Here is a 13974-nt window from a genome sequence, read left to right as displayed (position 1 = left end):
TACTATCCAGCTCATTCGCATATAGATGTAAAGAAGAGGCGCAACCCTTAAAAAGGAAGACTAGGCTTCAAGGAGGTAACTACGACCCCTATCTGTACAAATATCATCTCACAAGATTAGTGAGATAGAAAAGAAAATATAGTTTTTAAACTATGACTTTATTATACGAGGAGGTAGCTATTATGGCTATACATTTAAATTTTGATAACAGATTAGATATTGAAAAGTATCTTAAAAACAATTATTCTTTATCCGAAATTGCTAGAGAGCTTAATAGACATAAATCCACTATTTCTAGAGAGATTATTCTCCGATCTAATTTATCTAAAAAGAGATTAAAAATAATCATGAGTTAATTCGCCGGATTATTCCTTAAGTTAAGAGCATGGACAAGCTAGCACAAAATGAAATTCGTTTAGTATTGGCTCATGTGAACTCTTACACAAGAAAAAAGCTGAATGATCAATCCCCATTTGATGCATTCAGCACAAGATATGGATTTAAGTTGATTGATGTATTAGGGATAGAAAGAATTAACCCTAACGATATTATCTTAAATCCAAATCTTTTAAAATAATATAATTTGTTATCCAGGCATTTTATACTGCTTCTAGGGGTCTAATTTAGTCTTACAAAAAAATTTTTCTATAGTAGACCTCTAATTAGTTATGCCCAAATTTAAATTTTATAGTATAATTATAACACAAAAAAGGACTTTTAAAAGTCCTTTTTTGTTGAATTAAACTATTTTAATTTGTCTATTTTACTGATTTCTAGTAAGGGTCTAATTTAACTTTACAAAGGTCTAATTTAGTTTTACATTTGACCCAGATTTATTCCATTTCATATGTCTGGACTTTTGGCTTGTTTGCGTCAGAAAAGTTCTTTACGAAAAGTTTTATTTGCTTTATCTTCTAGAATAATAATAGAACTTCCTTTTCTTTCTCTCATTTCAATTTTTATAATGTTATCTAATATTTTCCTATCGCCTTATAAATTAATTAGTATAAAACATCTTTTAGGATAATAAATTAGGGATTCATAGTATCATTATTTGAATTTTTAGAATATAATGACTAGGCAAATAACATCTAATATGATATATTTAATTAAATAATTAACTATTAAAAGTTGAAAGGATACCTTAAGTCAAAAAATAGAGATAAATCCTACGATTATTATACATGATGATGAATTATCTCTTATAATTTTTCTTAAAAAAGCACGCATTCTTATTTATAAAAGCAACAGAGATAATATAGAAATCTCGCGTTTTTTAAAGGTTTTTAAATGGTACGGTGTTACTCAAATGCTAACTATAAAATATAAGAATGGAGGTAGTTTTATCTATTAATCAAACATTAATTCAATACCGATTTTAGCAAGTAATATTGGAGGTATTACATAAAAAGAAGGGGGTGAGCAAATGCTAGTTGTTTGTTAAGAAAATTAAGGAGGTAGTTAATGAATTTAATTGAAATCGGATATAAGGAGTTCTTTGGAACTGAAAAGATTGAACCATTAGTAGGACGAATCTCATTTGCTAATCGAAATAATTATAAGGTTATTTGTGAAGAGAGCGAATTTTCTTGTACATTAAAGGGAAGCTTAGTATATGAAATAACCAATGAATCGGAGTATCCTGTTGTTGGTGACTGGGTAAAAATTAAACCTATTGATGAAGATAAGGGATTGATTGTAAAAGTATATCCTAGAAAAAATAAAATAAGTAGGAAAGTTAGTGGAGTTAAAGTAGCAGAACAAGTTTTAGCTGCAAATCTTAATAATATTTTTATCTGCACTTCATTAAATGAAAACTTTAGTTTTAGTAGAATAGAACGTTACTTATTTGCCTTTTCGTATGAAGTTAATCCTATTATTGTGTTGACAAAAAGAGATTTAGAAGTAAATTATATGGAATATTTAAAACAGGTCAGATCTAGATTTCCTAATGTTAATTCTGAATGTGTAAGTGTAGTTGATGGTAGCATTTCAGTGTTAGAAAAGTACTTTACTGAAGGCTCAACGTCTGTTTTAGTTGGGTCATCAGGGGTAGGGAAATCTTCCCTAATTAATTCTTTGTTTCAAAAAGAGTTGCTAAAAGTTGGCGAGACAAATAAAAAAATTCATAAGGGGAGACACACTACTACGTTTAGACAACTGATTTATATTGGTGAGGGTAAAGGTTGCATTGTAGATACCCCAGGTATGAGGGAATTATCAATTTGGAATTCTGATTCAGGAGATACATCTTTTTCAGATATCGAAGAGTTATCAAATTATTGTAAATTTAGAGATTGTACACATACTGTTGAAAAAGGGTGTGCAGTCATAGAGGCATTACAAGCGGGCAAATTATCTAAAGAAAGATATAATAATTATTTAAAATTAGTTAGTGAGGAAGAGTTTATAAATAGTCAAAAAAATTATTTTACTAGAAAAAAACACAACGAAAAAATAAAGGAAAAATCCAAAAAACACTAATAAATCCCAGATTTAATAGATACAAATCTCACTCAAATTTAACATAGAACATTTTTATCTTTATCAAATAAATATCACCTTTTTGGTGATATTTATTTTTTTTGATATACTTGACTTATAAAATAAAAAGTGAGGGTTTTTTATGCCAGAGAAAAATATAACTTCATACGAGGTAGCAAATGCTTTTGAATCTGGAATCATAATTCTAGATAAGATGTTTAAAGTTGTGTACACAAATAAAAGGGCTGAAAGACTTCTTAGAAAAGATACAAATAAGTTAGAATTAGATTTATTATTGAACGAGATAGTTGTGGAGATAAAAAAGATTGACTACACAAACGAAACGGCTATTAGAAAGAAAATAGAGTATCTCGACTCTGAATACATGTTTCATATATCAAGAGTTGAAATAAAAAAAGATGTATATCTATTAGTTAATTTTAATGCGTTGGATTTGTGCAAGAGTGTAATAGGAACCATGAATACTGAAATGGAAGCATCTTCACTGTTAAAAACTATTATGGAGGCAACAAATGATTGCATAGTATACGTAAATAAAGAAGGATATATTGAGATGCTTAGCAATGCCTATGCTGAGTTTTTAAATGTAGATAGAGATGAATCCATAGGGAAACATGTAACGGAAGTCATTGAAAATACAAGGATGCATGAAGTTGCTAAACTAGGGATTGAGGAAATCGCTCAAGTTCAAGAAATAAATGGAAGGAAGATGATTGCTACTCGTATTCCAGTTTATGTAAATGGCAGAATTGTCGGTGCAGTTGGTAAAGTGTTATTTAGAGATTTAGATGAATTAGAACAACTTTATACAAAAGTCTACAAGATTGAAAAAGAATTGAACATGTATAAAAATGAATTTAAAAAGATAAATTCAGCAAAATATCAATTAGATAGTATAATTGGAGAATCAAGAGAGATTAAAGAATTAAAAGAACTTACTAAAAGGATAGCAAATACTAATTCAAATGTTTTGATATTAGGAGAAACTGGCACAGGAAAAGAACTTTTTGCAAATGCAATACATTCTTTAAGTAAGAGAAAAGAAGGACCTTTTATTAAAGTTAATTGTGGTTCAATACCTAGCGAACTTTTAGAGTCGGAATTATTTGGATATGAAGAAGGCGCTTTCACTGGTGCCAAAAAAGGTGGGAAGATAGGAAAATTCAAAGCTGCTGACGGGGGAAGCATTTTTTTAGATGAGATAGCCGATTTGCCGATGAATATGCAAGTAAAGTTACTTAGGGTGCTGCAAGAGAAAGAAATAGAAAAGATAGGGGCAAATGCTCCGGAAAAAATAGATGTCAGGATTATTTCTGCAACAAATAAAGACCTTGAAGAAATGATTAAAAAAGGTGAATTCAGATTAGATTTATATTATAGATTAAATGTAGTAAGCTTGGTGATTCCACCACTTAGAAAAAGGAAAGACGACATAGCTATTCTTTCAAACAATTTAATAGAGAAAATATCTAGTGAAGAAAGGATTAGAGTTGATGGAATAAGTAAAAATGCGATAGATCTATTAAAAAAATACGATTGGCCTGGTAATGTAAGAGAGCTTGAAAATGTTTTAGAAAGAGCTATTAATTACCTTGATGGAGAGACAATTATAAGGATCAAACATTTACCTAGTAAAATATCTGGTTTAAAAGAGGACAGAGAGCTTAAAAGTTTAAAAGAAGAGATGGAAGAATATGAGAAGGAGATAGTATCTAATGCACTGATTGCATCTAATGGAAATAAATCAAAAGCTGCAGAAATTTTAAAAATAAGCAGGACTGCTTTGTATGAGAAAATAGAAAAATATAGTTTACAATAATGTTATATATTTATCAAAGTTAGAAAATTAAAGCATAATTTACAATACCTAAAAAATGGCTCCATAGTTGTTAACTAAAGTTAACATTTTATCATAATAAATCGATATATTGTAAACAAATCATGACATTTTTTCAGTATTCATATATGCTGAAATATAAAAATTCTATAAAAACTATTATTTCACTTTAGACTACTAAAATACTTTGTTAATAAGGTTTAGTAGTCTTTTATTTTTCGCGGTGAAATATGAGTTTTTACTCTTATTTTTATGAAAACGTTGGCACAAATCTTGCAATTTAATATTTACAAAAAAGGAGGTTGTAATATGTTAGAAAATAAAGTTTGTATTGTCACAGGAGCAGCAAGTGGAATTGGTCTTGCAATAGCTAAAAAATTTGCTGAAGATGGAGCAAATGTAGTTATGGCAGATATAAATGAAGCAAAATTAATGGAGGAAGCTTCAAAATTAAATGCAAAATTCATAAAGACAGATCTTAGCAAGAGAGAAGATTGCAAAAAATTAGTAGATTTTGCAGTTGAGAACTTTAATGGTGTTGATGTGTTAGTAAATGTAGCGGGTATTCAAACTGTCTCACCTATCGAATCATTTCCAGAAGATAAATGGGATTTTATGATGAATTTAATGCTCACAGCTCCATTTTTATTGACTAAATACTCATGGCCATACATGAAAAAGAAAGGTTGGGGAAGAGTCATAAATCTAAATTCCATTCATGGTTTAGTTGCATCTGAATTTAAAGCAGCTTATGTTTCTGCAAAACATGGTTTAGGAGGGCTTACTAAAACTTGTGCATTAGAAGGCGGACCTTTTGGAATAACAGTAAATTCAATTTGTCCATCTTATGTAAGGACACCTTTAGTTGACAATCAAATAGCTGATCAAGCAATAACACATGGCATAAGTGCTGATGAAGTTATAGAGAACATCATGCTTTCAAAATGTTCTGTTAAAAAATTGATTGAACCAGAAACAGTTGCAGATGTTGCATTGTTCTTGTGTTCAAGTGCTGGAGATCATATTACAGGTTCAATGCTCACTATTGATGGTGGCTGGACAGCAAATTAAAAATATAAATTGAGGAGGTAAATTTATGCTAGGTATATTTATAGGTCTTGTGCTTCTTATGTTTTTAGCTTATAAAGGCTATTCAATTATTTGGGTAGCACCTCTTACAGCTTTAGTAGTAGCGATTTTTGGGGGAATACCTCTATTGGATTCTTATACAAACGTCTACATGACAGGGTTTGTAGGATTTACTAAATCTTGGTTCCCAGCATTCATGTTAGGAGCAGTTTTTGGTCATTTAATGGATTACACAGGTGCTGCAAGGGCAATAGCACATTGGCTTACAAAAATAATAGGTGCTAAAAGAGCTATTTTAGGCGTTGTGCTAGGATGTGCAGTATTAACTTATGGGGGAATAAGTTTATTTGTAGTTGTATTTGCAATGTATCCTTTAGCATTGGCACTTTTTAGAGAAGCAAACATTTCAAGAAAATTGATTCCTGGTTGTATAGCTTTAGGTTCGTTTACATTTACTATGACAGCTATACCAGGCACACCACAGATTCAAAATCTAATTCCTATGGAATATTTTCACACAACACCAACTGCAGCACCTATAATGGGTATTGTGGCTGCATTGTTTATGTTTGGCTTTGGATATTTATATCTTACATGGAGAGAAAAGAAGCTTAGAGCAAATGGAGAAGTTTTCACTGAACCAAAAGTAAAAAATGATGAGATGATTATTTCAGATGATGAACTTCCAAATCCATTTTTATCTATCTTACCTCTTATAAGCGTAATAGTAACTTTAAATGTATTTGATTGGGATATAATCGTTGCACTTCTTTCAGGGATAGTTTTAACTATGATATTGAATTTTAAGAAATACAAGGGGTTTACTAAGAGTATCAACAACGGAGCGAGTGGATCAATAATTGCAATTATAAACACTTCTGCAGCAGTAGGCTTTGGTTCTGTAGTTAAAGCAGTTCCAGGGTTTCAAACACTTACCGATGCTGTATTAAATATTAAGGGATCTCCTCTTATTTCTGAAGCAGTAGCTGTCAATTTATTAGCTGGAGCAACAGGATCTGCATCAGGAGGCATGGGAATAGCTTTAGCAGCATTAGGAGAAAAATACTATCAAATCGCTTTAGAAAGAGGAATTAGTCCTGAAGCTTTTCACAGAATTGCTTCACTTGCATCAGGCGGACTTGATACTCTACCACATAATGGAGCAGTATTGACGCTTTTAGCAGTTACTGGCATGACACATAAAGAATCATATATAGATATATGTGTGACATCTCTAATATTACCTATATTGTCATCTATTCCTGCGATAATATTAGCTAGTTTTGGTATTTATTAAAAGATATACAAATAATTCACATGCTATGATATACTATAAAATGGGGATGGATAAATATTTTAGAATTATGGTATTAAGGGAGGAGAAATTTTATGAAACAAGCAGTAATCGTGAGTGCTGTTAGAACTCCAATTGGATCATATGGCGGAGCTTTTAAAGATGTAAGTGCCGTAGATTTGGGAGTAGCAGTAGTAAAAGAGGCTCTTAAAAGGGCAAACGTAAACCCAGAGATGGTAGACGAGGTAATTTTTGGAAATGTACTACAAGCAGGTCTTGGACAAAATGTAGCTAGACAAGTATCTATAGGAGCTGGCATACCTGAATATGTAACTAGTTTCTCTGTAAATAAAGTATGTGGATCAGGCTTAAAAACTGTTGCGCTAGCAGCTCAAGCTATAAAAGCAGGAGATGCTGATATAATTGTTGCTGGTGGTACTGAAAATATGTCACAAGCTCCATATCTATTGAAAAATCATAGATGGGGCCAAAGAATGGGAAATGGAGAAGTTATAGACTATATGGTAGAAGATGGATTGACGGATATATTTAACCACTATCATATGGGTATCACAGCAGAAAATGTTGCTGAACAATACAATATAACTAGAGAAGATCAAGATCAATTTGCACTTACAAGCCAATTAAGAGCAGAACAAGCTATAAAGAGCGGAAGATTTAAAGATGAAATTGTTCCAATCGTAATACCACAAAGAAAAGGCGATCCTAAAGTAGTAGACACTGATGAATTTCCTAGATTTGGCACAACAATTGAAGCGTTGGCAAAATTAAGACCAGCATTTAAAAAAGATGGAACTGTTACAGCAGGGAATGCTTCAGGAATAAATGATGGTGCTGCTGCGTTGATTGTAATGAGCAAAGAAAAAGCTGATGAATTGGGATTAACTCCTATTGCAGAGATAGTAAGCTATGCATCAGCTGGTGTGGATCCATCTATAATGGGTACTGGTCCAATTCCTGCAAGTAAAAAAGCATTGGAAAAAGCAAATCTTAAGATAGATGATATTGAGCTAGTTGAGGCAAACGAAGCATTTGCAGCTCAAGCGATTGCGGTTGCAAAGGATTTGAACTTGAATATGGACATAACAAATGTAAATGGAGGAGCTATTGCTCTAGGCCATCCAATAGGAGCTTCAGGTGCGAGAATTCTTGTATCATTGTTGTATGAAATGCAAAAAAGAGACAATAAACTTGGGTTAGCAACTCTTTGCATAGGTGGCGGACAAGGTATCTCAATGATAGTTAGAAGATAATCGAAAGGTGGGAATTAGATGAATAAGTTGGTAAGCATTGATGAAGCCGTTGACATGATTAAAGATGGCATGACAATAATGGTAGGCGGTTTTCTTGGATGTGGAAACCCACATAAAATAATTGATAAACTTGTTGAAAAGAACGTAAAAGATTTGACTTTGATTTGCAACGATTCAAGTTTTCCTGATTATGGAGTAGGAAAATTAGTTGTAAATCATCAAATTAAAAAACTCATCGCATCACATGTTGGCACAAATCCTGAAACTGGCAGACAGATGAATGCTGGTGAAATGGAAGTTGTTTTAGTTCCACAAGGTACACTGGCTGAACAAGTAAGAGCTGGTGGAGCAGGACTTGGCGGAATATTGACTCCAACAGGTGTTGGCACTGTGATTGAGGAAGGTAAAGAAAAAATAACTGTTGATGGTGTTGAGTATTTACTTGAAAAACCTCTTAAAGCTGATGTAGCTTTGATTGCGGGACAAAAAGTAGATAAATTTGGAAATATCGTGTATTTTGGAGCTACGAGAAACTTCAATACTATAATGGCAACTGCTGCAGATATAGTAATTGTAGAAGCAGACGAAGTTGTAGAGGTTGGAGATTTAGATCCAAACGATGTTGTAACATCTGGTATATTTGTCGACTACATCGTTGATGGAGGTGCAAATTAATGGATAAGAATGAATTAAAAGCATTTATTGCTAAGAGAGTCGCTAAAGAGTTAAAAGACGGAGATGTTGTAAACCTCGGGATTGGGCTTCCAACGATGGTTGCAAATTATATACCTGAAGGGATGAACATATTTCTTCAATCTGAAAATGGCTTTATTGGACTTGGGCCTGCACCTGAACCAGGAAAAGAAGATATGAGGATTGTAAATGCTGGAGGGCAACCTGTAACTATACTTCCAGGAGGAGCATTTTTTGATTCAGCTACATCTTTCACAATTATAAGAGGCGGGCATGTAGATATAACTGTGCTCGGAGCTTTGCAAGTTGATGAAAAGGGAAACCTTGCTAACTGGATGATACCAGGCAAGATGGTTCCTGGAATGGGCGGAGCTATGGACTTAGTTACTGGAGCTAAAAAAGTAATCATAGCAATGGAACATACTGCAAAAGGTGCACCAAAGATTTTGAAAGAATGCACACTTCCTTTGACTGCTGCACATCAAGTTGATATGATAATCACTGAGATGGGAGTAATGGAAGTCACTGAAAAAGGGATTGTTTTAAAAGAAATAAATCCAGAATTCAGTATTGAAGATGTAAAAAACAGTACAGAAGCTGAACTAATCATAGCTGAAGACTTAAAAGAAATGGAAATATAATAAAAGGCTGCTTAAAGCAGCCTTTTATTAAAAGAATGGAGAGATAGTTATGATGCTAAAAGATATAAACCTGATAGGTATAGCAGGAGCTGGCACTATGGGCTCTGGAATAGCTCAGATATTCTCAAGATTTGGCAAAACTGTGATCGTAAATGACATTAAAGAAGAGAATTCTCTTCCTTTTTTACTCTGCAGTATTTAAATATTGACTCATGTAAAGATTAAAGTAAGCTCCTTTAGTTTCAATCAACTCTTCATGGGTTCCTTTTTCAATTATCCTACCATCTTCAATCATCATGATTATATCGGCGTCTCTTATAGTTGATAGCCTATGTGCAATGATGAATGTCGTCCTATTTTTCATCAGGGAAATCATAGCTTCTTGTATTTTTAACTCAGTTCGAGTATCTACATTTGATGTAGCTTCATCTAATATGAGTATTGAAGGGTCTTTTAAAACAGCTCTTGCAATTGCTAAAAGTTGTCTTTGCCCTTGACTTAAATTACCTCCGCCTTCACTTATATAGGTATCATAGCCATTTGGCAATCTCTTGATGAATTCATCAGCATTAGATATTTTGCAAGCTGCTATTATCTCCTCTTCTGTAGCATCGAGCTTTCCATATCTTATATTTTCTTTTATAGTTCCAGAGAAAAGATAAGTGTCTTGTAACACAACACCAAACATATTTCTTAGTGAATTTTTCTTGTATTTATTAATATTCATATCATCTATTAAGATTTCACCTTTAGTTACTTCATAAAAGTTTGTCAAGAGATTTACTATTGTAGTCTTGCCTGCACCGGTTGGACCTACCAAAGCAACTTTTGTACCTGCTTCTACCATAAAGCTTATATCCTTTAATACTTCTTTATTTTTACTGTAATTAAAATACACATTTTTAAATTCTACTTTTCCTTTGATATTATCCGCTTCTATTGCATCAAGTTCGTCTTCTCTTTCATCTTCTTCATCTAATATTTCAAATACTCTTTCTGCTCCTGCAATTCCAGATTGGAGTTGATTAAATGTTGAGGCTAACTCATTTATTGGTCTTTGGAATTGCTTGGAATAGAATATAAAGCTTGTGACTACTCCTATGGTTATGGCATTGTTTAAAACTAACAATGAACCAGATAATACTATGATCACAAAAGTCAAATTGCCTATTGCATTCATTATTGGCATTATAAAGCCAGACCAGATTTGAGCTTTTACACCTACTTCTTTTAAGTCATCATTGAACCTTTTAAACTTATTGATCATATCATCTTCTTTGTTAAACATGCGTACGACATCTATTCCGCTTATGGACTCTTCTATATGGCCGTTGAGATTGCCGAGGAATTGTTGTTGAGTTTTAAAGTACTTTTTAGTGTTGTTAGCTATTGTTCTTGTAACTAACAGTACAATAGGTACTGTTGCGAGTGTAACCAGAGCCATTATTTTATTTATATAAAACATGATGAACACTGTGCCTATTGTACTTATAAAAGTATGCATGAATTGTATCATAGTCTGAGATATGGTGTTATTTATGTTATCTATGTCATTTGTAACTCTGCTCATGAGTTCACCATGAGTAGTTCTATCAAAAAATATGACTGGCATTTTTTGAAACTTATCAAATATATCCTTTCTTATTTTATATACGACCCTTTGTGATATGCCAGCTATGATAAACTCTTGGAAATACATAAACAGCGAACTAAATACATAAAAAGCTAACACATATAGTATAAGGTTTCTAACTTCTAATAGATTTATCATGTCTTTTGAAACGGTTAATGCATCTACTATTTTTCCTGTAAAATATGGAACTAAAAGCGTTAAAAATGTGGATAATATGACTAAAAAAAGAGCTATAAATATTTTATTTTTTTCTTCTCCAAAATAATAGAATAGTCTTTTTAACGTTGAGCTACTGTCTTTTGGCTTTTCAACAGGTATGATTGAATGAGGGCCGTGGATGCCTGTTATTTTTTTTGTGTTATGCTCCAAAGTTAGACACCTCCTCTCCTAATTGAGAGATGTAGATGGATTTATATATTTCTGAATGATCTAATAAATAATCATGTGTTCCTATAGCTTCGATTTTGCCATCGTCTAATACAATTATGTTCTCTGCATCCATGACTGATGTTATCCTCTGGGCGATCAATATGGTAGTAGTAGACAAACTGTTTTTTAATCTCTCTTTTATCTTTCTTTCCGTTATTAAATCTACACTTGAGGTAGCATCATCTAATATTAATAGCTCTGGATTTTTTAATAAGGCTCTTGCTATGGATATCCTCTGTTTTTGACCTCCTGAGAGGTTTACACCGCCTTGACCTAAGTAAGTGTCATAGCCATCTTTAAAAGTTTTTATAAAGTCATCTGCCATGGCAATTTTTGAACAACTTACTATTTCATCAAAACTAGCATTTTCATTTCCCCAGCGGAGATTGTCTAAGATTGTACCGGTAAAAAGTAAATTTTTTTGCGGTACCACTGCAATTTTTTCCCTATATTTTTTTAAATCCAGATCTTTGATGTTTTTACCATAAAACTTGATTTCCCCACTATTTGGATCAAAAAATCTCAATACTAAGTTAACTATTGTCGATTTTCCAGAGCCTGTTGTCCCGATTATAGCAAGAGTAGTATTGGGCTTTAATTTGAAATTGATGTCCTCTAATACATAGTTTGTTTTCTCAAAATATTTAAAGTAGACATTTTTAAATTCAAGTAAAATCTCATCTTTTTCTATCATAAGAGGTTTTTCTGGGCTTTTCAAAGTTTCTTCAGCATTGAACACCTCATCTAGTCTATCAGATGAAGCTTTAGATCGAATGTACATATTGATTATTCTAGTGGACATAACTAAGCTAAACAAGAGTTGAGTCATGTAATTTAGCACTGCCACTATTTTCCCGACCTCAAAATCAGCATTTACGACTAAATCTGAGCCAACCCAAAGAATTATTACTATACCTAAGTTTACAAGCAATGTCACAAGGGGACTAAATATGGCAAGTCTTCTCATTCCACTTATGGATACATTTTTAAGCTCATCGTTTACACTTTCAAATCTCTGCCTTTCATAGTCATATCTGTTAAATGCTTTTACAACTCTTATCCCGGAAAGATACTCTTTTAGCCTTGAGTTTACTTTATCTAAGGATTTTTGAATTTTTAAAAATATTGGATAGGAGAATTTTAAATTTAAGATGATAGCAATCATTACGATTGGCACAATCAATAAGCTTATTAGACCAATAGTTCTATCCAATGCTAAAGCCATTATCACAGAGCCTATCCCCAAGAGTGGTGCCTTAACAAAAACTCTCATTAACCCATGAGCGAAGTTTTGTATTTGATTGACATCGTTTGTTAGTCTTGTTATAAGGGAGGCTTCTGTAAGAGAACTGATTTTACTAGCGCTCAGTCTATTTATCTTTATATACAAGTCTTCTCTTAAATCTTTACCGATGCTTTGAGAAACAATTGATGATTTTATATTTCTAATTACTGCAAAACTAGCCCCCAACAAGGTTATAATTAGCATATAAAATGAAAATTTTAAAACATAGTCTAAGTCATTGTTTTTTACTCCATTATCTATGATAAAACTCATCATAGTTGGCAATATTAAATCAATTAAAGTCTCTAATACTAGAAAAATAATGGCAATTGTGAAATCTTTTTTATATTTTTTAGCGTATTTAAATATGTAATTCATTTAAGTCACCCTTTATATAAGATATACTATATATATTAGTACTTTTAAATTGAAAATTAAAGTGTTTTTATTTTCGAAATAAATTTGAGGAGCATGAAATGTATACTATAAAAACTAAAGATAATTACAGTATAAAATTAAATATCGAAGGTAAAGGGAAAACTCTTTTGTACCTGCATGGATTTTTAGGAAGTAGTGATGATTTTCGTATAGTAAAAAGGCTGCTTAAAGATGATTTTAGGATTATTACTTATGACCAAAAGGGTTTTCTTGAGTTTAATTATAACAAATACTTAGATGTAAAGTTACTTGCAGATGATTTACATGAGGTGCTTAAAGGTATAGGGGATAAAGCAGTAGTTATAGGTCATTCAATGGGAGGAAGCGTCATATTAGAGTATCTTAAAAACTACAATGATGAGTTTGTAGAAAATTGTATTTTTATAGAGTCCTCTCCTAAAATGTTAAATGATGGGAGTTACAAAGACGGATTATTTAGAGGTAGTTATACAATCAAAGATTTAGATAGGGACTTATATTTGATAGAAAATGATTGGGAGAGTTTTCTTCTTTCGTTTATAGATAAGTTGTTTTTTAATAAGATGAGAGAAAAAGAGATTGCATTTGAAAAACTAAAACAAATTCCAAATCAAAGCATGAGTTCTCTGTGGAAATCTTTAGTGCTTAGCGATTACTTAAGTGATTTAAAAAATATCGAAAAGGAAGTCTGTGTAATAGGTGGAGAAAACTCATTATTTTACACAAGAAAATCGCAAGAGAACTTCAGCAACTCGTTTAAAAAAGCTTCATTTATTGAAATTAAAGCTGCAAATCATTTGATAATGCTTGAGAAACCGAGAGAATTAGCAAGTGTTATAAAAGAGAAAACAAACAATGGCTAATCTTAGATTAGCCA

Annotated in this window: 13 protein-coding genes; 11 read left to right on the top strand and 2 right to left on the bottom strand. The window is 32.1% G+C overall.

What is annotated here, in order from left to right; genetic code table 11:
- Positions 1–182 precede the first annotated feature (182 nt).
- The 10 genes from E4100_RS08465 to E4100_RS08420 all read left to right on the top strand — a co-directional run bounded on the left by E4100_RS08465 (position 183) and on the right by E4100_RS08420 (position 9535).
- Complete coding sequence (locus tag E4100_RS08465) at positions 183–356, top strand: helix-turn-helix domain-containing protein (RefSeq protein ID WP_167792108.1); 174 nt, start codon at positions 183–185, stop codon at positions 354–356.
- Between the two features lie 29 nt (positions 357–385).
- On the top strand, positions 386–577 hold the full coding sequence (locus tag E4100_RS08460) for a hypothetical protein (protein WP_135271612.1): 192 nt from the start codon (positions 386–388) through the stop codon (positions 575–577).
- An 887-nt stretch (positions 578–1464) separates the two neighbouring features.
- Positions 1465–2484: a ribosome small subunit-dependent GTPase A gene (gene rsgA, locus E4100_RS08455; RefSeq protein ID WP_135271611.1), complete on the top strand. Its 1020-nt coding sequence runs from the start codon at positions 1465–1467 to the stop codon at positions 2482–2484.
- A 142-nt stretch (positions 2485–2626) separates the two neighbouring features.
- Entirely contained in the window at positions 2627–4324 is a 1698-nt protein-coding gene (locus E4100_RS08450) for a sigma-54 interaction domain-containing protein (RefSeq protein ID WP_135271610.1), read from the top strand.
- Positions 4325–4651: 327 nt separating this feature from the next.
- A complete protein-coding gene (locus E4100_RS08445; RefSeq protein WP_135271609.1) occupies positions 4652–5413 on the top strand; it encodes a 3-hydroxybutyrate dehydrogenase in 762 nt (253 codons plus the stop codon).
- 25 nt (positions 5414–5438) lie between these two features.
- Positions 5439–6728, top strand: a complete 1290-nt coding sequence (locus E4100_RS08440; RefSeq protein WP_135271608.1) for a GntP family permease — start codon at positions 5439–5441, stop codon at positions 6726–6728.
- A gap of 92 nt (positions 6729–6820) precedes the next feature.
- Positions 6821–7999: an acetyl-CoA C-acetyltransferase gene (locus E4100_RS08435; protein WP_135271607.1), complete on the top strand. Its 1179-nt coding sequence runs from the start codon at positions 6821–6823 to the stop codon at positions 7997–7999.
- Positions 8000–8017: 18 nt separating this feature from the next.
- Entirely contained in the window at positions 8018–8674 is a 657-nt protein-coding gene (atoD, locus tag E4100_RS08430) for an acetate CoA-transferase subunit alpha (RefSeq protein WP_135271606.1), read from the top strand.
- The gene (locus tag E4100_RS08425; protein ID WP_135271605.1) at positions 8674–9333 is read left to right on the top strand and encodes a CoA transferase subunit B; all 660 of its coding nucleotides are present in this window, start codon (positions 8674–8676) and stop codon (positions 9331–9333) included. The genes atoD and E4100_RS08425 overlap by 1 nt, the downstream gene beginning before the upstream one ends.
- Before the next feature lie 49 nt (positions 9334–9382).
- Positions 9383–9535 carry a 3-hydroxyacyl-CoA dehydrogenase NAD-binding domain-containing protein gene (locus tag E4100_RS08420; protein WP_135271604.1) on the top strand — a complete coding sequence of 51 codons (153 nt, stop codon included), beginning with the start codon at positions 9383–9385 and terminating at the stop codon, positions 9533–9535.
- On the opposite strand, the gene E4100_RS08415 is transcribed toward E4100_RS08420, so the two are convergent.
- Positions 9518–11335 carry an ABC transporter ATP-binding protein gene (locus E4100_RS08415; RefSeq protein WP_135271603.1) on the bottom strand — a complete coding sequence of 606 codons (1818 nt, stop codon included), beginning with the start codon at positions 11333–11335 and terminating at the stop codon, positions 9518–9520. The two genes, E4100_RS08420 and E4100_RS08415, sit on opposite strands and share 18 nt — an antisense overlap.
- The gene (locus E4100_RS08410; protein WP_135271602.1) at positions 11325–13058 is read right to left on the bottom strand and encodes an ABC transporter ATP-binding protein; all 1734 of its coding nucleotides are present in this window, start codon (positions 13056–13058) and stop codon (positions 11325–11327) included. Before E4100_RS08410 ends, E4100_RS08415 begins: the two co-directional genes overlap by 11 nt.
- A 98-nt stretch (positions 13059–13156) precedes the next feature.
- Between E4100_RS08410 and E4100_RS08405 the strand changes: the two genes are divergently transcribed.
- Positions 13157–13960 carry an alpha/beta fold hydrolase gene (locus tag E4100_RS08405; protein WP_135271601.1) on the top strand — a complete coding sequence of 268 codons (804 nt, stop codon included), beginning with the start codon at positions 13157–13159 and terminating at the stop codon, positions 13958–13960.
- The last annotated feature ends 14 nt before the right edge of the window (positions 13961–13974 follow it).

It is taken from the genome of Soehngenia longivitae, from assembly GCF_004684055.1.
GTDB classification, from domain to species: Bacteria; Bacillota; Clostridia; order Tissierellales; family Tissierellaceae; genus Soehngenia; species Soehngenia longivitae.
Note: the sequence above shows the minus strand (reverse complement) of the source record. Positions and strands in the feature narration are given on the sequence as shown.

Bases quoted from the DNA above. Each gene is read 5' to 3' on its own strand.
- E4100_RS08465 (WP_167792108.1), top strand. From the start codon at position 183: ATGGCTATACATTTAAATTTTGATAACAGATTAGATATTGAAAAGTAT.
- E4100_RS08460 (WP_135271612.1), top strand. From the start codon at position 386: ATGGACAAGCTAGCACAAAATGAAATTCGTTTAGTATTGGCTCATGTG.
- rsgA (WP_135271611.1), top strand. From the start codon at position 1,465: ATGAATTTAATTGAAATCGGATATAAGGAGTTCTTTGGAACTGAAAAG.
- E4100_RS08450 (WP_135271610.1), top strand. From the start codon at position 2,627: ATGCCAGAGAAAAATATAACTTCATACGAGGTAGCAAATGCTTTTGAA.
- E4100_RS08445 (WP_135271609.1), top strand. From the start codon at position 4,652: ATGTTAGAAAATAAAGTTTGTATTGTCACAGGAGCAGCAAGTGGAATT.
- E4100_RS08440 (WP_135271608.1), top strand. From the start codon at position 5,439: ATGCTAGGTATATTTATAGGTCTTGTGCTTCTTATGTTTTTAGCTTAT.
- E4100_RS08435 (WP_135271607.1), top strand. From the start codon at position 6,821: ATGAAACAAGCAGTAATCGTGAGTGCTGTTAGAACTCCAATTGGATCA.
- atoD (WP_135271606.1), top strand. From the start codon at position 8,018: ATGAATAAGTTGGTAAGCATTGATGAAGCCGTTGACATGATTAAAGAT.
- E4100_RS08425 (WP_135271605.1), top strand. From the start codon at position 8,674: ATGGATAAGAATGAATTAAAAGCATTTATTGCTAAGAGAGTCGCTAAA.
- E4100_RS08420 (WP_135271604.1), top strand. From the start codon at position 9,383: ATGATGCTAAAAGATATAAACCTGATAGGTATAGCAGGAGCTGGCACT.
- E4100_RS08410 (WP_135271602.1), bottom strand. From the start codon at position 13,058: ATGAATTACATATTTAAATACGCTAAAAAATATAAAAAAGATTTCACA.
- E4100_RS08405 (WP_135271601.1), top strand. From the start codon at position 13,157: ATGTATACTATAAAAACTAAAGATAATTACAGTATAAAATTAAATATC.